17 protein-coding genes and 1 pseudogene are annotated in these 22,558 nt (G+C 60.2%); 10 read left to right on the top strand and 8 right to left on the bottom strand.

Features of this window, described 5'->3' with window-relative positions:
- Positions 1-125: 125 nt before the first annotated feature.
- Complete coding sequence (locus FHK92_RS00370) at positions 126-3,845, bottom strand: ATP-binding protein (protein WP_181286269.1); 3,720 nt, start codon at positions 3,843-3,845, stop codon at positions 126-128.
- A gap of 31 nt (positions 3,846-3,876) precedes the next feature.
- Positions 3,877-4,980, bottom strand: a complete 1,104-nt coding sequence (locus tag FHK92_RS00365; RefSeq protein ID WP_181286268.1) for an ABC transporter substrate-binding protein — start codon at positions 4,978-4,980, stop codon at positions 3,877-3,879.
- Between the two features lie 310 nt (positions 4,981-5,290).
- Here FHK92_RS00365 and FHK92_RS00360 point away from each other — a divergent pair, with 310 nt between their 5' ends.
- Both FHK92_RS00360 and FHK92_RS00355 read left to right on the top strand, forming a co-directional pair.
- On the top strand, positions 5,291-6,286 hold the full coding sequence (locus tag FHK92_RS00360; protein ID WP_181286267.1) for a lipase family protein: 996 nt from the start codon (positions 5,291-5,293) through the stop codon (positions 6,284-6,286).
- 125 nt (positions 6,287-6,411) lie between these two features.
- Positions 6,412-6,648, top strand: a pseudogene (locus FHK92_RS00355) (LysR substrate-binding domain-containing protein); the annotation flags it as partial.
- 246 nt (positions 6,649-6,894) lie between these two features.
- Here the strand turns inward: FHK92_RS00355 and FHK92_RS00350 are convergent.
- A complete protein-coding gene (locus tag FHK92_RS00350; RefSeq protein ID WP_181286266.1) occupies positions 6,895-7,524 on the bottom strand; it encodes a hypothetical protein in 630 nt (209 codons plus the stop codon).
- 371 nt (positions 7,525-7,895) lie between these two features.
- On the opposite strand from FHK92_RS00350, the gene FHK92_RS00345 reads away from it, so the two are divergent.
- The gene (locus tag FHK92_RS00345) at positions 7,896-9,878 is read left to right on the top strand and encodes a M10 family metallopeptidase C-terminal domain-containing protein (protein WP_181286265.1); all 1,983 of its coding nucleotides are present in this window, start codon (positions 7,896-7,898) and stop codon (positions 9,876-9,878) included.
- Positions 9,879-10,005: 127 nt separating this feature from the next.
- Positions 10,006-10,767, top strand: coding sequence for an SDR family NAD(P)-dependent oxidoreductase (locus FHK92_RS00340; protein WP_181286264.1), 762 nt, complete (start codon positions 10,006-10,008; stop codon positions 10,765-10,767).
- A gap of 84 nt (positions 10,768-10,851) precedes the next feature.
- Here FHK92_RS00340 and FHK92_RS00335 read toward each other — a convergent pair whose 3' ends face one another.
- The 5 genes from FHK92_RS00335 to hpaA form a co-directional block, all read right to left on the bottom strand.
- On the bottom strand, positions 10,852-11,751 hold the full coding sequence (locus tag FHK92_RS00335; protein ID WP_181286475.1) for an AraC family transcriptional regulator: 900 nt from the start codon (positions 11,749-11,751) through the stop codon (positions 10,852-10,854).
- 62 nt (positions 11,752-11,813) lie between these two features.
- Positions 11,814-13,202, bottom strand: coding sequence for a J domain-containing protein (locus tag FHK92_RS00330; protein WP_181286263.1), 1,389 nt, complete (start codon positions 13,200-13,202; stop codon positions 11,814-11,816).
- Positions 13,203-13,205: 3 nt separating this feature from the next.
- A complete protein-coding gene (locus FHK92_RS00325) occupies positions 13,206-14,897 on the bottom strand; it encodes an Hsp70 family protein (protein ID WP_181286262.1) in 1,692 nt (563 codons plus the stop codon).
- 169 nt (positions 14,898-15,066) lie between these two features.
- Positions 15,067-15,489 (bottom strand): homoprotocatechuate degradation operon regulator HpaR, encoded by a 423-nt coding sequence (gene hpaR, locus FHK92_RS00320; protein WP_181286261.1) that lies wholly within the window; start codon positions 15,487-15,489, stop codon positions 15,067-15,069.
- Positions 15,490-15,661: 172 nt separating this feature from the next.
- The gene (gene hpaA, locus FHK92_RS00315) at positions 15,662-16,567 is read right to left on the bottom strand and encodes a 4-hydroxyphenylacetate catabolism regulatory protein HpaA (protein ID WP_181286260.1); all 906 of its coding nucleotides are present in this window, start codon (positions 16,565-16,567) and stop codon (positions 15,662-15,664) included.
- A 173-nt stretch (positions 16,568-16,740) separates the two neighbouring features.
- On the opposite strand from hpaA, the gene FHK92_RS00310 reads away from it, so the two are divergent.
- The 6 genes from FHK92_RS00310 (at position 16,741) to FHK92_RS00285 (ending at position 22,549) form a co-directional block, all read left to right on the top strand.
- Entirely contained in the window at positions 16,741-17,400 is a 660-nt protein-coding gene (locus FHK92_RS00310) for a fumarylacetoacetate hydrolase family protein (protein ID WP_181286259.1), read from the top strand.
- A gap of 11 nt (positions 17,401-17,411) precedes the next feature.
- On the top strand, positions 17,412-18,182 hold the full coding sequence (locus FHK92_RS00305; RefSeq protein WP_181286258.1) for a fumarylacetoacetate hydrolase family protein: 771 nt from the start codon (positions 17,412-17,414) through the stop codon (positions 18,180-18,182).
- A gap of 5 nt (positions 18,183-18,187) precedes the next feature.
- Positions 18,188-19,648 (top strand): 5-carboxymethyl-2-hydroxymuconate semialdehyde dehydrogenase, encoded by a 1,461-nt coding sequence (gene hpaE, locus FHK92_RS00300; protein ID WP_181286257.1) that lies wholly within the window; start codon positions 18,188-18,190, stop codon positions 19,646-19,648.
- 223 nt (positions 19,649-19,871) lie between these two features.
- Positions 19,872-20,729 (top strand): 3,4-dihydroxyphenylacetate 2,3-dioxygenase, encoded by an 858-nt coding sequence (gene hpaD, locus FHK92_RS00295; protein WP_181286256.1) that lies wholly within the window; start codon positions 19,872-19,874, stop codon positions 20,727-20,729.
- A 71-nt stretch (positions 20,730-20,800) separates the two neighbouring features.
- Positions 20,801-21,193: a 5-carboxymethyl-2-hydroxymuconate Delta-isomerase gene (locus FHK92_RS00290; RefSeq protein WP_181286255.1), complete on the top strand. Its 393-nt coding sequence runs from the start codon at positions 20,801-20,803 to the stop codon at positions 21,191-21,193.
- A 51-nt stretch (positions 21,194-21,244) separates the two neighbouring features.
- Positions 21,245-22,549 carry an MFS transporter gene (locus tag FHK92_RS00285; protein ID WP_181286254.1) on the top strand — a complete coding sequence of 435 codons (1,305 nt, stop codon included), beginning with the start codon at positions 21,245-21,247 and terminating at the stop codon, positions 22,547-22,549.
- Positions 22,550-22,558 lie beyond the last annotated feature (9 nt).

Raw genomic sequence — 22,558 nt, 5'->3', positions numbered from 1 at the left:
CCGGATCGGTCCGCCCTGCGCTCTTGCAAGCCAGCGCCTTGTCGCCATCTTTACGTTAACGTCAGGGTATTGGCAAGTGCCTTACGGCGTTTGAGCTTGGTCCGAGGGCACTGGTTCGGTGTCCATCACTTACCCAGCGCAGCATCAACGGGAATATCCAGGATAAAAGTCGCCCCCTGTCCAACCCCGTCGCTGCGCACGGTCAAGCTGCCGCCCATTTCCTGCGCGGCGAGTGCGCAGCTGTGCAGGCCGAAACCGTGGCCGTCCTTGCGAGTCGTGAAGCCATGGGAAAAGAGGCGCGCCATGTGCTCAGGCGCAATTCCCTTGCCGTTGTCGGCCACCGTGATACGCAATGCTGTCTCGTCAGCGAGGGATGCGCTGAACGTGACGCATGGGCTGCGATCGATCACGCCGTCCAGCGCCTGCCTGGCATTGCGGATCAGGTTCACCAGGATCAGCAGCACTCGGTGCCGGTCCAGCGACAGCAGAGGCAGGTCGGCAATGTCTTTGACCACCGTCACCTCCTGGCGCGACCGCGAACCGGCACTCATGCGCAAGGCGTCATCGATCAGCTCCGGGACCGGCACGGTCTCGACAACGCTGACCGCAACGGCATAGGACTGCTGGGCAGCGACAATGGTCTTGATGTGGTCAATGCCCTTGGTGAGCTGTCCGAGCTCTTCGATGATGCTTTGTTGCTCTTCCGCCACGACTTGCGCCAGCTTGAGCAGGTAATCGGGCAACATCTTCCCCTTGTGGTCGTGGGTCAGGAAATCACTCAGGTCATGGACGTGTTCCTTCATCAACTGAGCAACCTTGCCGAGTCCCTGGGACTTGGAGCTGCGCATCTGGCTGCTGACCAGTTCTGCCGATACGTTCACGCTGTTGAGCACATTGCCGACGTTGTGCAGCACCGTCGTGGCGATTTCGGCCATGCCCGCCTGACGGGACTTGGCATGCAGTTCGTTTTGTACCTGGCTCATGCGCAGCGCCGCGCGTACGCGAGCCTGGAGTTCCAGCGGCGAGAAAGGCTTGGCGATATAGTCATCTGCGCCACTCTCCAGCCCGGACACACAGGCCTCGCTACCGCCGCGAGCCGTCACCAGGATCACCGGCAGATGGGCAAAACCGGCGCCGGCCTTGATCCGGGCTGTCAGGCCAAAGCCGTCGAGTTTCGGCATCATCACATCCGAGACGACGACATCGATGGGCCGACGTTGCAGGATCTCCCAGGCCTGTTCCCCATCAGTTGCGGTGGCGACGATGTAGTCGTTGCGCAGAAGCTCACTGAGATACGCAAGCATTTCAGGACTGTCGTCCGCCACCAGCACTTTGGATCGCGCGGCGTGTTCCGGGTGCTGTTCGTCGTCTGTGCTTTGCGCCGAAGCCAAGTCGTTGCGATAACCCTGGCGGCCATCGTCGAAACGCAGGTGGCGCTGCTCGGTTGTGCTTGCTGTGTTCGCCGACGATCGCTCGTACACATCGCTGGCTTCGGTCGGTACGGTGTTTTGCCCATCCCCTATCGGGAGTCGAACGAAGAAGCGTGAGCCCCGCCCGGGCTCGCTGCTGACGCCGACTTCCCCGCCCATCAGTTCGACCAGATCCTTGACCAGGGCGAGACCGATGCCCGTGCCGCTGTAATGGCGCGTGGCGGAATTGTCGATCTGGGAAAAACGCTGGAACAACAGCGGCAACTTGTCAGGCGCGATACCAATCCCCGAATCCTGCACCGCAAACTCGAATCGCTCGCCATCCATCGGCGTCGCCGCCAGATGCACCGTGCCGCCAGCGGGCGTGAACTTGATGGCGTTGCTCACCAGGTTGAGCAGGATCTTCTCGAAGTGTCGCGGGTCGAGGAACACCGTGCCGAGCGCGGGATCGATGCTGCAGGTCAAGCTGCAGCCTTTACCCTCGGCCACCATGGCGGCATCCTCGGCCAGCACACCCACCACCGCGTTCAAGTCGATAGGAATTGGACACAACTCGTACTTGCCCGCTTCGGCCTTGGAAAAATCGAGAATGTCGTTCACCCGGTTCATCAAGCGCAGCGCGTTGCGTTGGGCGCGCTCGATTTGCACGCGCCAGTCCTGCGGCGGGCTGGCTGCCGCCGAGAGCTGCTCCAAGGGGGCGAGAATCAGGGTCAGGGGCGTGCGCAATTCATGGCTGACCGTGGCAACGAAATCGCTTTTCGCCTGGTTAGCCGACTCGGCCTGGTTGCGCGCCTGGATCAGTTCGATGGCCTGCGCCTCCAGCTCCTCAGTCTGTTGGTGCAACGTATCGGTCCGTTCGGCGACCATTCTTTCCAACGAGGCCTGGACTTGCTGTCGTTCGGCCTCGGCCTCGGCCTCCAGCACCCGAATACGCAGGGCATTCTCCTGGAACACCCGTACGGCGCGGGTCATGACGCCAATTTCGTCGCCGCGTCCGGCACTGGCGATCTCGGCGTTCAGGTCGCCCGCCGCCAGCCGACGCATGACCGAGGCCAGGGCCACGATGGGTTGCGCGATAAATCGCGAGGTGCTCCAGGCAATGGCACCGGCGAGCAGGATGGCAACGGCACCGGCCAGGATCGTCGCCAGCATGCCGCGATCATTGTGGACCAAGGCGTCGGCGCGCGCTTCGCCGGCAAAGCGCGCCACCAACAGGCCAGCGCTCCGTGCCTCGTTGCGAACCTGGTCGCGTGCGCCACTCAGGGCATTGCTCGCCTGCTGGAACCGGGCGAAGGCTGCCCGGTAGCCGGCAATCTGATCGTTGACCGTCAGGGGTGCAGCCTTGGCTTGCAGCCCGACGGACGAAGGCAGAACACGCGCGAGACGGGAGAGCTCATCCAGGATCGCGCCGACAGCGCTGGCGATTTCGGTCGACGGTGAGAGCCGAAACGACAAGGTCTGCGCCTCCAGCGTCGCCACACGCTCGGCGAAACGCTTGGACAACGCGGCTGCATTGTTCAGCAACCCGGTGGCCGCTTGAATGTCGCTCGCGTCATGGGCGACACGCCCATCCACTTCACCCAACATCGCCTCGAGGCGCTCGGCCAGATTGCCGATGGCGGCGAGATACCGCAAAGCCTCGCCTCCGCGGAGTTTGGGCGCCTCACCAAGTTTCTCTACCGTCGCACTGAGTGCAGTGATCGCAGCCACCAATTGGCCCAGGACCTCTACTTCCTGTGGCGTCCCCATTACCTCGCGTAATTGTTCCACCACAGGCTGCAGTGCCGCGCAGGCATCGCGCGCCGCGCTGGCGGCTGCCGCATCACCCGTCACCAGCATCTGCGCCACATGCGCGGTGATGATCTGTTCGCCGTTGCGCAGGACATCCAGGATGCGGTGGGCGCTATCAATGTTGCTCACCCGCGCTGTGTGCTCGGCGGCGCGGGAGTCCAGCCCCTTCAGCCCATCGGCGATGCCCTGTTCGACAAGGATCGTCGCCTCTCGCATGCGACCGTAGTGGGCCGTCATGTTCTCCGTTTCACCGTCCATGGTCAGGGTTGCCGCGCGCAAGACGGCGATCGCCGCGGTGAGCCTTTCCAGACCGCCCTTGAGCGATTGCGCCTCTGCCTGCGGAATAGCGCTGAGACCGGCGATCGCCGTCGCCACCATGCCTTCGGCCTGGGACAGGCTTTCCTGGTCGCGGGAGGCGATGAAATTTTCTACCCGCTCGGTCGCCCCGTTGACCGACGCCAGGATTTCCGCCGAATGGCTGGCGGAATCCACCGCCCCTACCATGCCTCGCAGGCCGTAGAGGTTCACGAGCGATACCGTGAGCATCAGGAACACCAGCGCTGCGACCGCCAGCCCGATCCTGACGGCGATGGGCCTGTCAGTGGCGAGTCTGAATGTCACCATGGCCTCTCGCCTCTTGCTTCACCGCCCGCCACTACTGCTTCGCCACCTCCGGCAAAGGCGCCGGCGGCGGCGCCGTATTGTTGATGGCCGCATCGATCATCGCCGCAACGGAAGCCTGGCTATACAAAGGATTGGCAGCGCCGCCCACCGGCATCGTGGCGAGCCAGGCATCCAGGTCTTTCGCATCGATGCGTACCAGCGGCACCTCGACGAACTTCGGTACCGGCTTACCCGCCAGGATCTGCTGGGCCACCCAGAACCCCACCTGGGAGACGCTTGGCGAGGCGGAAACAGAAACGGTCTCGTAGCCATTGGCATCGCGTTCCTGTTTCCACAGGGCAAGTTCGTCCTGACGGTTGCCCATCACGATGATCGGCAAAGGGCGCCCCGCCGCCTTGAACGCCATGGCCGCGCCATAACCATCGCCGCCCTGCGTCGCGACCGCATCGATGCTGGGCAGCGACGGCAGCGCGAGCGCCACCTCCTTGCGTGCGACGGACGCCGTCCAGTTCCCGTAGACGGCCTTGGCGAACTTCAGGCCCGGATAGTCGCTGGCAGCCTTGCGAATGCCGTCGCTGATGTTTTTATCGGTGGCATCGCCGGCAATGCCGCGGATTTCCAGCAACGTTCCATTCCCCTTGAGGCGCTTGGCGATGTAATCGATTTCCACCCGGCCCATGGCGGCCCAGTTGTAGTCGACGGTATAGACACAGCCTTCGGTGACCAGGCTGGCCATGACGACCACTACGATACCGGCGTCGCAAGCAGCGCGGATCACCCCGTCGAGCGCCGTGTCGGACGCGGCCAGGATGACGATGGCGTCCACGCCTTCGACGATCATGTCCTGGATATGGGCGGCTTGTTCCGACGCGGAGTTGTTGGCGCTGACCACCGGAGCCTCCCGGATCAAGCCATCCTTTTGCGCCTGGAGCGCAATCTCCTGCCAGTTGCGCACCATCACCTTGCGAAAATCGCTGCCTGCGTAGGAGTTGCTGAAGGCAATGCTATGGTTTGCGGTAGGGCCGCTGGCGATGCCGCTTTCGGCCGCCTGGGCTGGATGGGTGGCGGCCATCGCCAGCCCGATCGTGCAGGCGGCGAGGCGCCACAAGACTTCGTGGATCGGTTTAGTGTTCATGCCGCACTCCTTGCTTGGGATCTACTAACCGTAATCCACCTGCATCTGCCATGAGCATAGTCTCGACGCGCTCGCTTCGCGCGGGGCATGCCCGATTTAGTCCAACGGTGCGCGCCACACCTGGCCTCCCTACTCCGATCACATGCTGCCCTTCAGCATTGTTCTGCGCTCGTTCTTCCACCATTTGGATACATCTGCACTTGCATCCAGAAACTGCGGCTACACTCGATCCTGCTAGCCAAGAAGGATCGACGGCAGCCGTGAGTTTTCGTTGGTCCGTTGATATTTATCTTCGAGACAAGGAGCAGTCATGACGTCGCTAGACTCACTTCAGCAAAGACAAATCAATCTTACCCACGCGTACGTGGTGAACAATGCGGCGCTGTCTTCGCCGGATTGGAAAAACATGAAGAACCCTTCGCCGAGCCAGGTCAAAGACAACATTCTTACCCGCCTTAATGGCTCCAAATTTGGCGGCGGCTATGGCGTAGCCTGGGGACCTGCCCTGGTCCCGGATGGCGAGCATGTGGCTCACATCACGGTGGTGCTCATCGGCGGGCAGAACGAAAACGACATCGTCGTGGTGACGAGTGGGACCCTTGCCGATTCCATCAAGGATCAGATAGATGATCTTGATATTTCTCCAATGGTGCCGCTGCAGAACCTCATCAAGAACTGCCCGGTACCGGCTCACGTGGCGCAAGGGACTTTGGACGGTGTAAACGCGATATTGGGTCAGGAATCAAAAATCGGTAGCCAGGGCAAACTCTGCGATTTTCTGGCAAAACAGCGCAGTGGGGCAACGATCCGGTTGGTCGGGCATAGCCTCGGCGGTGCCTTGATGTCGGTTCTTGCACTTTATTTGAAAGATAAATTTTCGAACTTTGATTTCCACTGCGAAACGATTGCTGCACCGACGGCCGGCGACGGTGTTTTTGCGAGCTATTTCAATCAGCAGATGGCCGGCAATGCGCTACGCATCTACAACACGCTGGATGTCGTTCCGATGGCATGGTGCGCAACCTCCCTCAACTTCTCCTTGACGCTCTATGAGCCCACCAACGTCATCGATGAAAAGATGAAGGAAATGGTTTGCTCCAATATCGATACCGTCACCCGTAATAACTTGAACTACACGCAATGGGGCATGGGCGGTGCAAACATGGAGCTGAGGCTCTGTGGGAAACTTCAATCCCCGTGCCCTAGCTATGAAGCGCAATCCGGCTATCAGCACATCTACGAATACATGACGCTGCTGGGGCTGCAACTGGGTGATATTCCGATGCCGGCGCCGTCTGGCAGCTAGGGCGCTTTCATCGATCAGGGAAGAAATCGGGACAGGCACGATTATGAGACGGTCCGATTACAGATAAGTCCAAATCGTAGTCTGTCCCCGGTTTCCCGTCCCCGGTTTCCCACATGTTGCCCAGCGCCCTGGCACAACGCGCCCGGCTAGGCGCTGGCATCACCCGTATCGGCGAGTTCACCGTAACCGAGGATTTGCAACGCGGCGATCTGGTACCGCTGTCGGATGCCTGGCCCCCCGGGGACCGGGAGCCGATCCATGCGGTTTTCGTTGGGGGATCGGCGATGCCGGCGCGGGTACGGGTGTTTGTGGACTTTCTGCTGGAGCAGCATCGATTGAGAGCGTTGCCCGACGTTTTTTAACACTCGACAGACTGTCTGTCGGACATACCGACTTCATTAGAAGGAGTCGTTGTGCTGACTGTATTTTGGATCTCGGCCCGGTAGTTGCGTCGTGGCAGGCAGCAAACGGCCCAGCATTGTAAAAACACAACTACGCTCAGAAGCCCCGCATCGAATTTTTATATTATTAGAAACCCCTCTGATATTTTGCAAACGCTCAGCCACAAGCAGCCGTTCGCCGGCGACTAACAGTTCAGCGCCGACTCACTACATCAATGGGAGCGCGGCCAATCTGTTTGCAGAATATTCATTCCTGATGACCTGCATAAGGGTATCAATTCCAGCGACCCCATAGGCTCGCATTATTCCGTAGTTTGGATCAAATACGGTAAACGTATCCCCCGCCGAGCCCCCAGGCTCTGATACAACGCCTATCGCATGCGCGCCGCTGCCGACTGAGGTCCACAGCCATCCATCCCATTCAATATGTACAAGGCACATTGATCTAACTGATTGGTTCAGTGCACTACGCACCGCCCCGCCCGGGGTGCCTGCTGCCTGTGGACCAAGCCAGGTAACATTTACTGCGCCGGTATTGACGGACAGGACCCCCTGAGTCACCTGCAAAAGATGAACGTTCGCCATCTCGAGCGCGTTAAGGCTGCCTATTTTATCGGTATCTTCCTGAGACTTGGCAATGGTCCCCAAATTTCCAACATGGGACTTTATCAATGACTTGAAATTGTCCGCCACTGAGATTTTCTTATGGAGGTGTATATCATATAACCAGTAAATGACCAGCGCCCTGCAATACCCATCGCTAACACCAGGCAAATTATCAATATAGTCACCCTGCGACCATTCACTCCCTTCGAGAACATGATCCTTTATGCTCATAGCCGTGCTCCATATTGTGAGGCAGCTTTCAATTGATGGCCGATAAAATAGCGCTTCCAGCGTAAACGAGTATAGGCGCATTTTTTAGTGCCGCTTGAATCGTGCCGAGTCTTTCGTAACGGCCGAAAAAATAATCAAGACAAGAAAGAAGACCTGCACGCAATTTGAACGAACTGGTTCCCCAGACATGCCCGAGTGGGTCCTTTTGGCCGAACCTGCCTGTCGCGAAAAGCTGCAATCGATCTAAAGTCCCCCTTGATGGAAAGGCAGCGACAGGTCGTCCAAGAACCTCTCTTCGTCTCGTCAAGTGGCGACCTGACTGAGCGATGTCTATTGTCTTTGTCGACAAAAAGCTATCAGAGGTTATGGACATGACTCAGAGCACTTCGCCCGCCACTTCAACCGTGCGGAACACCGGCACGGTAGCCACGACCCTATGGGGCTCGGACACCGTCGCAGGTATCGCGGTCGATCCCGACGGTACTATTTGGATGGGCGCTTATAGTCGCCTGGGACTGGGAGGCGAAGAGGATTCAGGCTTTACCGGCAGCCTGGTCCGGTTCAATGCCGAGGGTCGCCTGGACCGCAACTTCAGTGGAGACGGCAAGTCCCTCCTGCCTGTGTCGCTCGATATCGAGGATGGCGGTAATGGTGCGGTGCAGCCGGGAGGGGGCTATCTGGCGGCGCAGTACGTGAAAGTCGGCGACGCCTGGGTGTCGGGCATCAGTCGTACCTTGGCCGACGGCAGTCTCGACGGGGGTTTCGGGAACGGCGGCACCGCGACAGTGCCTTTCTACTGGAATGAGGATCTTGGCCAGCAAGCGTCGTTCTCCGTGCAACGCGACGGCAGTTTCTTCGCAAGCGCCGGGTATCCCTCCGGGGAGATCCATATTGCCCGTTTCGACGCGATGGGAACCCTGGTCTCGTCCTTCGGGGAGACTGGGGTCCTGCACTTGCCAGCGTCCGTCGGCATCCACCCCAGCGGCGCGCTCGACGTTTCGCTACAGGAAGACGGCAAGGTATTGGTCACGGGGCAAGATACCCTGACCCGCCTCAACCCGGACGGTACGCTCGACAGCACCTTTGCCAACGGGGGCAGCCTGGTCCTGGATGTTCATGCAGACGCCCTCGTCATTCAGGATGACGGCAAAATCCTGCTGGCGGGCGCCTCGGGTGGCGTGGCGAGCGTTATCCGACTCAACGCCGACGGCTCGCTCGATACCGATTTCGGTGATCAGGGTCAGGTGCGTTGGGGCTCGGAAAGCGCGCCTTTCGCCGTCGCCGACATGATCGTGCGGGCCGACGGCAAGCTATTGATTGGCGGAAGCCAAGGCACGAGCGCAGACGGCTATCTGGCCGCCTTGGTTCAGTTGAACCCCAACGGCAGCCTGGACCACAGCTTCGGCAATCCCGACGACGGCTATTACCACCTTGACGGTGGCCGCGATGATGACTTCTTGTTGGGCACCGCTTCGTTCGACGATGCGATCCTCGGCGGGGCCGGTAACGATCTGATCGACGGCCAGCAAGGTCGTGACTTGCTGTCGGGCGGTACCGGGGCCGATACCTTCCGTTACGAGTCAGTCTCGGACAGTTTCCGAACCACAACCACGGCCCATAGCGATCGAATCACCGATTTCGACCCCGGCACCGATACGCTCGACCTCTCCTCCCTGGGCTTCCTCGGGCTGGGCAATGGACATGACGGAACCCTGGCGATACGCGTCAATGAAAGCGGGACGCGGACCTACCTCAAGAGCTTCGAGGTCAACGCGCAAGGGGAACGCTTCGAAGTGGTCTTCGACGGCAATCTGGGCCAAGCGCTGGATGAAACCAACATCCTGTTCCAGCAAGCCAAGTTGATGGGCACCGAAGGAGCCGATCTTTTACAAGGCAACGCTCGAGGCGAAATCATCGAAGGGTTCGCGGGTGACGATCACATTTATGGAGCGCTAGGAAACGATGCATTGGTTGGCGGAGAAGGCAGGGACTTATTGATGGGTGGCGGCAACAACGATGTGTTCCGCTTCGACCTATTGAGCGACAGTTACCGTACCGCCACCGAAAACCACACTGATCGCCTGATGGACTATACCGCCGGTGAAGACACGATCGATGTGTCCGCCCTGGGCTTTACCCGGCTGGGAAATGGCTACAACGGCACGTTGGACGTGGTTTTCAATGAAGCCAAGAACCTGACGTACTTGAAGAGCTACGAAGCCGACGCCTCCGGGGCGCGATTCGAATTGAGCCTGGTAGGCGATCACTCCGGTTACCGTAACCTGGACATCACCTTCGCGCCCTCGGAAGAGGAAGTTTTTCAATTGGTCGGCGTGGCTGACTTCCAGGTGTAGCGCGGCCAACGAACGAGAAAGGAGCAAAAACCCAACAGTCCGAGCAAGGCTGCCAAAGAGACGCACGTCAAAAAGCAGCAGAGTTGAACCGTCGAAACGACTGACAACCACTGCTTGGAGACCTGACATGACTCAATTCAATCCAACCCCTGATGAAGTTGCAGGCAAAGTAATCCTGGTGACCGGTGCCGCCAGTGGCATCGGTAAAGCCATTACCGAGCTGCTCCATGCGCGCGGTGCCAAGGTGATTGCCGAGGACATCGACCCGTCTGTAAACGACCTGGAGCGAGACGGCATCGTGCCCTTCGTCGCGGACATCACCGTGGATGGCTCCGCTGAAAAAGCCGTCGCCCTGGCAGTTGAGACGTTTGGCAAGCTGGACGTGCTGGTCAATAACGCTGGCCGGATTCTCTACAAACCGATCGTGGAGATGACGCGCGAAGACTGGACGTGGCAGATGGAAACCAACGTCACCGGCGCCTTCCTGCATTCTCGCGAAGCGATGAAGGCAATGATGAAAAACAAATCCGGGGCAATCGTGAACATCGCCTCCTACGCCTCGTATTTTGCCTTCCCCGGCATCGCCGCCTACACCGCCTCCAAAGGCGCCCTCGCCCAACTGACGCGCACCCAGGCGCTTGAAGCAATCGAGCACGGCATCCGGGTAAACGCCATCGGCGTCGGCGACGTGGTGACCAACCTGCTGAATCATTTCATGGACGACGGCCGCGGTTTCCTGGAAGAGCACGGTAAATCGGCACCCATCGGCCGGGCAGCGGCGCCAGAGGAAATTGCCGAAATCGTCTCCTTCCTCGCCTCCGAACGCGCCAGCTTCATCGTCGGCTCGGTGGTCATGGCTGATGGCGGCATGAGCATTCCCGTCGGCTGATGATTGTCTCGATCCGCGCGGTGCGGCGTTGCCTGCACCGCGCTTTTTATGGAATCCGCGATTACCAGCTCATCGGGAACGGGTTCACTTGCGATAGTGGCTCGGCGTCACGCCCACTTGACGTTTGAACACTTGGGAAAAATGGCTTGGGCTGCTGTAGCCCACGTCCATGCCGATATCGATAATGCTGCGATCCGTCTCTAACAGGAGCTGCCGGGCACGGGCCATTCTCAGTCGGATGAAAAACTGCGAAGGCGAATGCCCCGTCGCTTTCTTGAACAGCCGGCTGAAGTGGAATTCGCTCATGTCGGCGGCTTCGGCTAACGCCTGCAAGCTGAACTCTTTTTGCAGATTGCCTTCCATGTCCGCCAATACGCGCCGCAATTTATAAGCGGGCAAGGCATTGCGACGGGCGAGATCGTCCGCCGAATTGTCCAGGTACTCACGGGCAAGGTGAACGGCCAGGCATTGCGCGAGGCCTTGCAGAAAGAGCGCGCTGCTGCCATGGCGAACGGTCAGTTCCGCGCGGAACTGTTCCAGCAGCATGGACAGCACCTCATCACGACCACCCGACACCTCACGCAAGCGGACAGCGCCAGGGCCGCCGAGCGTCTCCTCGATGGCTTTTTCCAGCAACGCGATGCCCAGGTAGATATGCATCACGACAAAAGCGTCTGCGCCAGACACGCTCCAGCGCATTTCGTAGGGCTCAGCCGATGTGGTCAAAAAGAAATCGCCCTTGGACACCACGCTGGTTTGCCACTCGCCGCCCAGGCTGCGCTCCTGTACCGCCGCGGTTCCCGACATGATCCATACCAGCAAGGGCTCAGCGACGGCCGGGACGATAAAGCTTTCTTCCTGGGGCTCGCGGTTGAATATCTGCACCAACACGTCGCGGCCGGCCAAATCATCCGAAGCCGCCAAGCGCTCGCCGCGAATGTATGCCTCCAGTCCTTGGGGCGAGGTTCGCTCTATTGATTTCATGCTCATCAACGCCCCTTTATCGATACCCCTCGGTCAGCGCGCCTGACGTTGAAAATCTATTCCTAAGCGACACCTTTCATACGCCAGTACACCGTCGCTGCCATCACCAGCACGACAATCACGACCACAAGACCTTGGTGTTGCAGCGTGTGCCAAGGCAGCCGCCCGACCCGAAGTTTAACGGCGCGCCATGCTCGGGCCCAGATGGAAACCTTTCCGCCGCTCAGCGCTTGGTTGGTGAAATAGAGGACACCAAGGAACACAGCGACCGCGCTTCCCCACCGCAACCATGCAGGGCCGCCCGACCATATGTACGCCAAGAAGGCGGGCGCTGCGCTGGGAAGGATGTGGCGCAGCAACAGCAGCCCGGCGCCCTGTCGGTACCAACGGCGCGGGACCAACCACTGACTGAGCAGCACGTCCAACCGGGCCGCTGCCACGGCCACCAGCGCCCATATTCCGTAGGCCTTCATGCCGACCCAGTTCACTGCGATCATCAGCACCGGCATGACAACCGCCGAGCTCAGCCCATCCTTTCTTATCAGACCGGTGAACACCGACGTGATCAGCACCATAGACAGCGCCACCCACAGAAACAGGTAGATGCCTCGATAGCTTGTCGGGGGTAGCCAATCCCGCCAGTTGTCGACAGGTTGCAATCCAAGCTGCTCGGGCACCTCTGGATACTGATATTCGATCGTTTGAGCGAGCTGGGCAAAACGTTGCCAGTCACTGCCGTCAAAGCCATCGGCCAATTCACGGCGGTCACCGTCCGCCAAGGGTTTCAGCAGCAGAGCGGCCGGCCGCCCGTGGAATTTATCGGTGTCAAACCTGACAAGGTCCGCCCGCACAGACTCGGCAAAGGCTTGCGCCTCGCACCGTCTGATCAGGCGGTCCCAGCGCCAATATTCACAAGGCAGCGTGGCCTGGGCTTCATCCCACCCCATGACCTTGCACACCCCATCGAAAAAGGCAGGCGACCAACCTTCCGCGGACTCGAGCCAGTCCAGAACGCTCTGCTCGAACTGCTGACGGCGCTCGAACGGCAACAGCCAGTCACTTGCCAGCCAAACGCGAAGCCCGTCCATGACCTGGCGGTCCCGGCCTTCGGCCAACCATTGCTGCATCTGGTCAAGGGACGGTTGCGGCGGGCTGATAGGCGTTGGGGCGTCGATATCGTCCAAAGAAATGGCGAGCGCAGGCGCCTGCACAACAGTGGGAGATGAGTCCGGGGTTGGCTCGCCGATGTCTAGCGAAACATAGCTGTCCTCATCATCAGCCTGCGCGCGCCACTGTGCCTCGGCCAGCGTCGCCTCGTACGCTTGGCGCAGGCGCTGGAACTCATCAGGGTTTTCGTCAGGACGATGAACTTTGAGCAGCCGTGCATAGGCGCGCTTGATACTGCGTTCGTCCGCGTCCGGGGCAAGGCCCAGCATTTGCCAATGACTCATGACTTACCTCTCCATCTCGAAGTGGGCAAGGCGCTGGCTGATATCGCCACGGGCTTCGCGGATCCGGTGTTCATCCTGGGTGTCGAGCATTTGCTGGAAGTGGTTTGCCAGCGCGGCAATATGATCTCGTCCGTCGCCAAGGCTTTCCTGATACAGGCGGTCCAGCCGAGCCAGCAGCAACGTATTGACCTGCTGGTCCCGCGGATGCACTTTCAATGCTTCAAGGGCGGCCAGCCGTCGGGCGATGTCTTCCGGGGCCAGCACGCCAGGGTTGTTCTCGATGACCAGCCGACGAGTTTCGCCATTGATCGGCAGATGCACCTGGGCTTCGAGCAGGCCGTTGTTATCGTAAGTGAAGCGCACGTCCAGGGTGATCTCCCCGGCCTTGCGCGGCGGCACCGGGATTTCCAGCTCACCGAGAAAAATATTGTTGGCCACCAAGCGACTTTCGCCCTGGTAGATACCCAGCCTGACCACTTTCTGGTTGTCGCTGAGGGTCGACACGTTACGGGAGCGACTCACCGGCACCACCGTGTTGCGCTCGATGATGGGCAAGTAGTGACCGCTTTGGTATTGGTTGCCCAGCTGTACCGAGGTTTCGATGCCCAGCGTGTAGGGGCAGACATCGGTCAGCACCACTTCTTCCAGCGAAGCATGGCGTGCTTTCAGTGCCGCCTGGATAGCCGCGCCCTGCGCCACGACTTCGTCCGGATTGAGCTGCATCGCCGGGATCCGCCCAAACAGCGTCGCCACCAACTTGCGCACCAGCGGCATGCGCGTGGTGCCGCCTACCAACAATATTTCGTCCAGGTCCGCGACTTTGATCCGGGCATCACGCAGCGCGCGTTCGATCGGCGCACGCAGGCGATCCATTAACGGCTGGGCGATGTTCGCCAGATCGCTCTGGGTCACCTCCAGACTCCACTCACGTGTCTGCTCGCGCAGCACAAAGCGCGCAACCGGCGCCTGGCCCAAGGCATGGCGAACACGCTGCGCCTCGCGCCGCAATCGCTGCGCCATGCCAGGCTGTGAAGTATCAGGGAGGTCGGCGGCACCGATACTGGCGATGAAGTGCTCGACGAGTCGATCATCGAAATCTTCGCCACCGAGGAAGTTGTCGCCGGCACTGGCGCGCACTTCCATGACCCCTTCAAACAGCTCCAGGATGGAAACGTCGAAGGTGCCGCCACCCAGGTCGAACACCAGGAAAGTGGCCTCATCCCGCTGTTGTAGCCCGTAGGCCAACGCTGCGGCGGTGGGTTCGTTGATCAGTTTTTCGACCTTCAGGCCCGCCAGTTCTCCCGCAATACGCGTGGCCTTGCGCTGGGCGTCGCTGAAATACGCCGGCACGCTGATCACCGCTTCGAGCACAGGCACGCCCAAGGCACGCTCGGCGTCAGCCTTCAGACTGCGCAGCAGCATCGCCGAAAGCTCCTCGGCGCGGTAGGCCCGCCCGCCCAGCAACGTTTCACGGGCACTGCCCATGTAGCGCTTGAACAATGAAGCGGTGAGGTGCGGATGGGTGTGCAGCCTTTCCCGAGCGATATCGCCGGCGATCAACTGGCCATCGTCGTCGAGGCCAACGACGCTCGGGGTAAGAAGATTGCCAAGGGCATTGGGCAATAGCCGGGCATGTTCGCCGTCCCAGGCCGCCACGAGGCTGTTGGTGGTGCCCAGATCGATACCTATGATCACTGTCACTTTTCCTTAATTGACGCGGTCGGCAAGCAAAACATCGCATTTCGGCTCAGTCAATACTGATGCGGACGCGGTTCGCGGATTCATGATCGGGGGTATCGGCGGCGGAGGCGATGGCTTTAGGTATTGGTGCTAAGAGGCAACGCGCCTGTTGGATTTCGATAAATCACGGCTTGATATTTTTCAGCTCATTGAGCAAAGCCAGCAACTGCTCCATTTTTTCCGCGCCAAACTGCTCCTCGATTCGCAGGTAATTACTTTCCATGCCCTCGCTCATCGAGACGAAGCACTGTTCGCCTTGCTCCGTCAGGGACACGAAAACCCGTCGCTGATCCTGGCTGGACTTTTGCCGGCGCACCAGGCCGTCCCGCTCCAGGCGGCTCAAAACCCCGGTCATGCTCGGTTTGAGAATGCACGCCTGCTGGGCCAGTTGATGGCTTTCCAGCTCGCCTTGCTGGCGCAGTATCCGGATGACCCGCCACTGCTGCTCGGTCAGGTCGTGCTTGTTCAGGGCGGGGCGAAAGAAAGCCATTGCTGCTTCACGGGCTTGCAGAAGGGTCAGGGTCAGCGAAGGTCTGGGATTGGCCATACGGCACCATTTGGATGGGCGAGTCGGCAGCTTAGTGTCGGCATTCAGCGCACGCAAGCCTATGAAAAGTACAAGCGGTTCCGCCTAAAAGCCATTCTGTCGCACCGTCGCAGTCGTCATGCTGATCCGAACAAGATCAACAAGACCAAGGCGAAACATATCAATGCCTGGCTCAACGCAATTCCAGTTGCCGCTGGCGATATTCCCCCGGAGTGAGCTGCGCGTAACGCTGGAAAAAACGGCTGAAATAGGCCGGGTCCTTGAACCCGAGCTGGTAGCAGATTTCATTGGCGGAGCTGCCGGTGAACAGCAGCAGTCGCTTGGCCTCTTGCATCAGGCGTTCCAAAACCAGGCGTTTGGACGGCAGGTCGGCAATGCGTCGGCACACGTCGTTAAGCCGCGCCTCTGTTACGCCGATGCCTTGCGCATATTGCGACAAAGGCCAGTGCTGCAAGTAGTGCGCTTCAATCAGCTCGTTGAAGCGGTGGAAGATTTTCAAATCTTCGTGTCGCGCAGGCGTGGCTTTCAACGAGTGGGAACACAGCCGCAACAGGCTGATCATGATCAAGCGCGTCAAGCTGTCCAAGGCGGCACTGTGCCCTGGGTGCTGGGCGCCCACCTCTTCGCTCAACTCATCGAACAGGAAATCAAGCCGGCGGATCTCGTCCGCATTGTGTGGCCCCAAGTTCGCCAGCGCGACGCACGCTGCCGGCAATTGCGCGCCGGCTGGCGCGAGGCTGGGGTCGGTATCGATCAGTTGCCAGACCAACTGTTGGCGCACCGTCAACACATGGCCGTCACTGTCGGCCTCGGTCACAAAGGCGTGCGGCACGGTGGGCGGCGTGAGAAAGAACATCGGGCCGGATTCGACGTATTGCTGGTCATCCAGGTACACGCGCACCGTACCGCTTTTCACGTAGTGCACCTGGAAAAACCGGTCATGCCGATGAACCGGCATGTTGCGCCCGAAAAAGCCTGCGAGGTTTGCCAACCGGTCGTAATGCACCTGCGCGTCGCTGTAGCGCTGGTCGTACACCTGGCCAATGTTGATGTTCGGAATGGGTTGACGGTCAGTCATCGCGCGCTACTCGTTTTTATTTTGATTGCCGTGGTGCTCATCCTGCACCGGATCGCTCAGCGCAACCACTGCGATGAAAGTGTGCCACGCTTGACGATAGTTAACATCTTAATTATAACTGTTAACACATTAACGAAATCCGGAGCCGCCCCATGGCTCTGCCAGGAGAAAGCATGAGCCGTGCCTTGCATGACGTTGCGACCGGCACCCTTTTCGGGGTCGCGTTGAACTTCCAGGGTTTGTTGAAGCAGCGCCTCGCCGAATTCGAACAGCCGCCGTATCAGAAACCGCCCGTCAAACCGGTGCTGTTCATCAAGACGCCCAACACGCGCAATCAGCACGGCGCCGACGTGGTGCATCCGGGCCAGGGCGAACGCTTGCAAGCGGGGCCGGCCTTGGGTGTGGTGATGGGGAAAAGTGCCAGCCGTGTGAGCGCGGCCGAAGCACTCGATTACGTGGCCGGCTACACCATCGTCAACGAATTCAGCCTGCCGGAAGACAGCTACTACCGCCCTGCCGTCAAAGCCAAATGCCGTGATGGTTTCTGTGCCATCGGGCCCGAGCTGATCCCCACGGCACAGCTCAAGGATCCGCACAGCCTGGCGATCACGCTGTACGTCAACGGCCAGATTCGCCAGCAGAACACTACCGCCAACTTCGTGCGCACCATTCCGTTGCTGATCGCTGAGATCAGCGAATTCATGACGCTGCATGCCGGCGATGTACTGATCACCGGCACCCCGGAAGGTCGCGTCGATGTGCAGCCGGGCGACATGCTGGAAGTTGAAATCAGCGGTCTGGGCCGCCTCGCCAACCACGTCGTGGCCGAGTAACAGGAGCCTCCATGAAACACGCCCGTATCCAGTTTGAAGGCGAAGTCCACCTCGCCCATGTCGAAGACAACAACGCTGTACGCCTGGCCGATGGCCGACTGCTGGCCGAGGATCAGGTGCAATGGCTGCCACCAGCCATCGGCAGTATGTTCGCCTTGGGCCTGAACTACGCCGACCACGCCGCTGAACTGGCGTTCAAGCCACCGACCGAGCCGCTGGCCTTCATCAAATCCCCGGGGACCTACACCGGCCATAACCAGGTGACCTGGCGCCCGGATAACGTCGCCTACATGCACTACGAGTGCGAACTGGTGGCCGTCATCGGCAAGCCGGCACGCAACGTCAAGCGCGAAGACGCCTTGGATTACCTCGCCGGCTACACGGTGTGCAACGACTACGCCATTCGTGACTACCTGGAAAACTACTACCGCCCAAATCTGCGGGTGAAAAACCGCGACGCCACCACGCCGGTCGGCCCATGGATCGTCGACGTGGCCGATGTGCCGGACCCCAGCAACCTGACACTGCGCACCTGGATCAACGGTGAACTGCGCCAGGAAGGCAGCACCAAGGACATGATTTTCGACATCCCCTACCTGATCGAATACCTGTCCAGCTTCATGACGTTGCAGCCCGGCGACATGATCGCCACCGGCACGCCCGAAGGACTGGCCGATGTCGTGCCCGGTGATGAAGTGGTGGTGGAAGTCGAAGGCGTGGGTCGCCTGGTCAATCGAATTGTCAGCGAAGCGGCGTTTTTCAGCGCCCGTAAAGAGGCTTGAGCAGCATGATCAAACACTGGATCAACGGCCGTGAGGTCGAAAGCAAAGACGTGTTCGTCAACTACAACCCGGCCACCGGTGAGGCGATCGGCGAAGTCGCCAGCGGTGGTGCAGAAGAAGTGGCGCAAGCCGTGGCGGCGGCCAAGGAGGCCTTTCCGAAGTGGGCCGGCACACCGGCGAAAGAACGTGCACGCTTGATGCGCAAGCTCGGTGAGCTGATCGAACAGAACGTGCCGCGCCTGGCCGAACTGGAAACCCTCGACACTGGCCTGCCGATCCACCAGACCAAAAACGTATTGATTCCACGCGCCTCGCACAACTTCGATTTCTTCGCCGAAGTCTGCACGCGCATGGATGGGCACAGCTATCCGGTCGATGACCAGATGCTCAATTACACGCTGTACCAACCCGTGGGTGTCTGCGCACTGGTCTCGCCGTGGAACGTGCCGTTCATGACTGCGACCTGGAAGACCGCGCCGTGCCTGGCCCTGGGCAATACCGCCGTTCTGAAGATGTCCGAGCTGTCGCCACTGACTGCCAACGAGCTGGGGCGCCTGGCCGTCGAAGCCGGCATCCCCAATGGCGTGTTGAATGTCATCCAGGGCTACGGCGCCACAGCGGGCGATGCGTTGGTGCGCCACCCCGATGTTCGTGCGATTTCCTTCACCGGCGGCACCGCCACCGGCAAGAAGATCATGCAGACCGCCGGCCTGAAAAAGTACTCCATGGAACTGGGCGGCAAGTCCCCGGTGCTGATCTTCGAGGATGCCGATCTGGAGCGCGCCCTTGACGCCGCGCTGTTCACGATTTTCTCGCTCAACGGCGAACGCTGCACCGCTGGCAGCCGGATCTTTATTCAAGAGAGCGTCTACCCGCAGTTCGTCGCCGAGTTCGCCGCGCGCGCCAAACGCTTGATTGTCGGCGACCCGCAAGACCCGAAGACCCAGGTCGGCTCGATGATCACCCAGGCCCACTACGACAAGGTCACCGGCTACATCAGGATAGGCCTGGAAGAAGGTGCCACCCTCCTCGCCGGCGGCCTGGAGCGCCCTGCCAACTTGCCGGCGCACCTGAGCAAAGGCCAGTTTATCCAGCCAACGGTGTTCGCCGATGTGAACAACCGGATGCGCATCGCCCAGGAAGAAATCTTCGGCCCGGTGGTTTGCCTGATTCCGTTCAAGGACGAAGCCGAAGCCCTGCAACTGGCCAACGACACCGAATACGGGTTGGCGTCCTACATCTGGACCCAGGACATCGGCAAGGCGCATCGTCTGGCCCATGGCATCGAAGCCGGCATGGTGTTCATCAACAGTCAGAACGTGCGTGACCTGCGCCAGCCGTTCGGCGGAGTGAAGGGCTCAGGCACGGGCCGTGAAGGCGGCCAGTACAGCTTCGAGGTGTTCGCCGAGATCAAGAACGTGTGCATCTCGATGGGCAGTCATCACATACCGCGGTGGGGGGTGTGACCTAGAAAAGTCTGGTGATCAACCTTGTGGCGAGGGGATTTATCCCCGCTGGGCTGCGCAGCAGCCCCAATATTTGAGAAATCGGTGTGCCAGGCCTACCGAGGGGGCCGCTTCGCGCCCCAACGGGGATAAATCCCCTCGCCACAAAAGCCCCAGCACCAGCAAGACCTGATTCACCCGCCGTCCCGAGATCCAACAAGAACAATTTTTCAGGAGAATCATCATGGGCGAAGTCGTCCTGGCTGCGAAAATCTGCCACGTTCCATCGATGTATCTGTCGGAGCTGCCGGGCAAACACCACGGCTGCCGTGAAGCGGCGATCGCCGGCCACAAGGAAATCGGCCGCCGCGCGCGCGAACTGGGCGCCGACACCGCTGTGGTGTTCGATGTGCACTGGTTGGTCAACAGCGCCTATCACGTCAACAGCGGCGAGCACTTCAAGGGCACCTACACCAGCAACGAGCTGCCGCACTTCATCAAGAATATGGAGTACGAATACCCTGGCTGCCCGGAGCTGGGCGAGCTGATCGCCGCCGAAGCCAACGCCGCCGACGTGCGCACCCTGGCCCACAACATCCCCAGCCTGGAGTTGGAATACGGCACCCTGGTGCCGATGCGCTATATGCACATGGGCGTGCCGGAAGATCAAAAATTCAAAGTGGTGTCGATTGCCGCCTGGTGTGCCTGGCATCGCCTGCAGGACAGCTTCACCTTCGGTGCAGCGGTGCGCCGTGCCATCGAAAAAAGCGACCGCAAAGTCGTGGTATTGGCCTCGGGTTCACTCTCGCATCGTTTCTCCGACGACCGCAATGCCGAAGCCAACATCCATAACTGGACGCGTGAATTCGACAAACAGGTCGACCTTCACGTCGTGGAGCTGTGGCGCCAAGGTCGCTGGAAAGAGTTCTGCGCCATGCTCCCCGACTACGCCGAGCACTGTTTTGGCGAAGGCAAGATGCATGACACCGCGATGCTCCTGGGTTTGCTCGGCGGGCCGGACTACACCAAGCCGGCGGAAATCATCACTGCGCCTTTCGGCAGCTCGGGCACCGGGCAGATCAACGCCATCTTCCCTGTCTAGCCACCAACCACAAGCGCCCATCAACTTGCCGCTCGAAGCTTGCGGCTCAAACTGCCGACGCAGGAGGCCCCATGCCCCACTTTATCGCTGAGTACACCGACAACATCGAACAGCAGGCGGACCTGCCCGGCCTGTTTGAAAAGGTCCACGCCACCTTGGGCGACAGTGGCGTGTTCCCGCTGGGAGGCATCCGCAGCCGCGGCGTACGCCTGGATACCTGGCGCATGGCCGATGGCAAACATGACTACGCCTTCGTGCACATGACCCTGAAGGTCGGCCATGGCCGCGACCTGGCGACACGGCAGAAAGTCGCCGAAAAACTATTCGACGTGATCACCGGGCACTTCGCCGACCTGCAGGCCCAACGCCTGCTGGCCTTGTCATTTGAAATGATCGAACTGCACGAGCAGCTCAACTTCAAGCAAAACAACGTGCACGCCTTCCTCAAGGCACAGGTGGGCTGACGCGCCCTGCCCGTTCGTTCAATCGGCCCCTCAGACAAAAAGTATAAAACCATGAGCACAGCCAATACCGCCAACACCCTTGCCAGCATTGCCCACGACCGCACCCACGGCACCATCACCTGGCGGCTGATGCCGCTGTTGTTGATCTGTTACCTGTTCGCTCACCTCGACCGCATCAACATCGGCTTCGCCAAGATGCAGATGAGCGCCGACCTCAATTTCAGCGACACCGTCTATGGCTTCGGCGCCGGCCTGTTCTTCGTCGCGTACGCGTTGTTCGGCGTGCCGAGCAACATGGCCCTGGACCGTGTCGGCCCGCGACGCTGGATCGCAGCGCTGATGGTGGTGTGGGGCGCGTTGTCGACGTGCATGTTCCTGATCGACAGCGCGATGGGCTTCTATCTGCTGCGCTTCTTGCTCGGGATGGCCGAGGCAGGTTTCTTTCCGGGCATCCTGGTGTTCCTGAACCGTTGGTACCCGGCCGGCCGGCGTGCACAAGTCACCGCCCTGTTTGCAATCGCGGTGCCCATGGCCGGAGTGATCGGCGGGCCGCTCTCGGGCGGCATCCTTGAGCATTTTCATGACTTGGGCGGCCTGCGTGGCTGGCAATGGATGTTCGTCATCGAGGGCACGCCGGTCATCCTCCTTGGGCTGGTGGTACTGAAATGCCTGCCAGACAGCTTCGAGACCGTCACTTGGCTGACGCCTGCGCAAAAGCAACAACTGCGCGAGCAACTGCACACCGAAGAACAGCGCAAATCCATCACTTCGTTCTCCGCGATTCTCAACAACCCGCAAGTGTGGTTGCTGGTGGCGGTGTATTTCGCGGTGATGCTGGCGGTCAACACCCTGGCGTTCTGGATGCCGACACTGATCCACGGCGCCGGGGTCGGGAGCGACGGCAAAGTCGGCCTGCTCAGTGCGCTGCCGTACCTGGCCGGGTGCTTTTTCATGATCGGCTGCGGACGTTCATCCGATCGACACCGCGAACGCCGCTGGCACCTGTGTGTGCCGTTGCTGATGGCGGCTGGCGGCATCGCCATCGCCGGGCTCGCCCCCGCCAACCCGGCCTTGGTACTCGGCGGTTTGATTGTCGCGGGCATGGGCGCCAGTGCCGCGTTGCCGATGTTCTGGCAGTTGCCGCCAGCGTTCCTGTCCAACAGCACCCAAGCCGCCGGCATTGCCTTGATCAGTTCGTTTGGCAGCATCGCTTCGTTCTTCGCGCCCTACCTGATCGGCTGGGTGCGCGATACCACCCACAGCGCCAGCCTGGCCCTCTACGCCCTGGCCTTGCTTATTGCACTCGGTGGCGTGCTGGTGCTGCGCACCCAGGCCGCCATCGTCAATCCTCACTAAGAGAATCTT

Origin of the sequence: Pseudomonas brassicacearum subsp. neoaurantiaca (genome assembly GCF_013608025.1) — a bacterium.
Lineage (GTDB): Bacteria > Pseudomonadota > Gammaproteobacteria > Pseudomonadales > Pseudomonadaceae > Aquipseudomonas.
Note: the sequence above shows the minus strand (reverse complement) of the source record. Positions and strands in the feature narration are given on the sequence as shown.

Bases quoted from the DNA above. Each gene is read 5' to 3' on its own strand.
- FHK92_RS00345 (WP_181286265.1), top strand. From the start codon at position 7,896: ATGACTCAGAGCACTTCGCCCGCCACTTCAACCGTGCGGAACACCGGC.
- hpaR (WP_181286261.1), bottom strand. From the start codon at position 15,489: ATGGCCAATCCCAGACCTTCGCTGACCCTGACCCTTCTGCAAGCCCGT.
- FHK92_RS00360 (WP_181286267.1), top strand. From the start codon at position 5,291: ATGACGTCGCTAGACTCACTTCAGCAAAGACAAATCAATCTTACCCAC.
- FHK92_RS00365 (WP_181286268.1), bottom strand. From the start codon at position 4,980: ATGAACACTAAACCGATCCACGAAGTCTTGTGGCGCCTCGCCGCCTGC.
- FHK92_RS00310 (WP_181286259.1), top strand. From the start codon at position 16,741: ATGAGCCGTGCCTTGCATGACGTTGCGACCGGCACCCTTTTCGGGGTC.
- hpaE (WP_181286257.1), top strand. From the start codon at position 18,188: ATGATCAAACACTGGATCAACGGCCGTGAGGTCGAAAGCAAAGACGTG.
- hpaD (WP_181286256.1), top strand. From the start codon at position 19,872: ATGGGCGAAGTCGTCCTGGCTGCGAAAATCTGCCACGTTCCATCGATG.
- FHK92_RS00290 (WP_181286255.1), top strand. From the start codon at position 20,801: ATGCCCCACTTTATCGCTGAGTACACCGACAACATCGAACAGCAGGCG.
- FHK92_RS00335 (WP_181286475.1), bottom strand. From the start codon at position 11,751: ATGAAATCAATAGAGCGAACCTCGCCCCAAGGACTGGAGGCATACATT.
- FHK92_RS00305 (WP_181286258.1), top strand. From the start codon at position 17,412: ATGAAACACGCCCGTATCCAGTTTGAAGGCGAAGTCCACCTCGCCCAT.
- FHK92_RS00340 (WP_181286264.1), top strand. From the start codon at position 10,006: ATGACTCAATTCAATCCAACCCCTGATGAAGTTGCAGGCAAAGTAATC.
- FHK92_RS00330 (WP_181286263.1), bottom strand. From the start codon at position 13,202: ATGAGTCATTGGCAAATGCTGGGCCTTGCCCCGGACGCGGACGAACGC.
- FHK92_RS00350 (WP_181286266.1), bottom strand. From the start codon at position 7,524: ATGAGCATAAAGGATCATGTTCTCGAAGGGAGTGAATGGTCGCAGGGT.
- FHK92_RS00285 (WP_181286254.1), top strand. From the start codon at position 21,245: ATGAGCACAGCCAATACCGCCAACACCCTTGCCAGCATTGCCCACGAC.
- hpaA (WP_181286260.1), bottom strand. From the start codon at position 16,567: ATGACTGACCGTCAACCCATTCCGAACATCAACATTGGCCAGGTGTAC.
- FHK92_RS00370 (WP_181286269.1), bottom strand. From the start codon at position 3,845: ATGGTGACATTCAGACTCGCCACTGACAGGCCCATCGCCGTCAGGATC.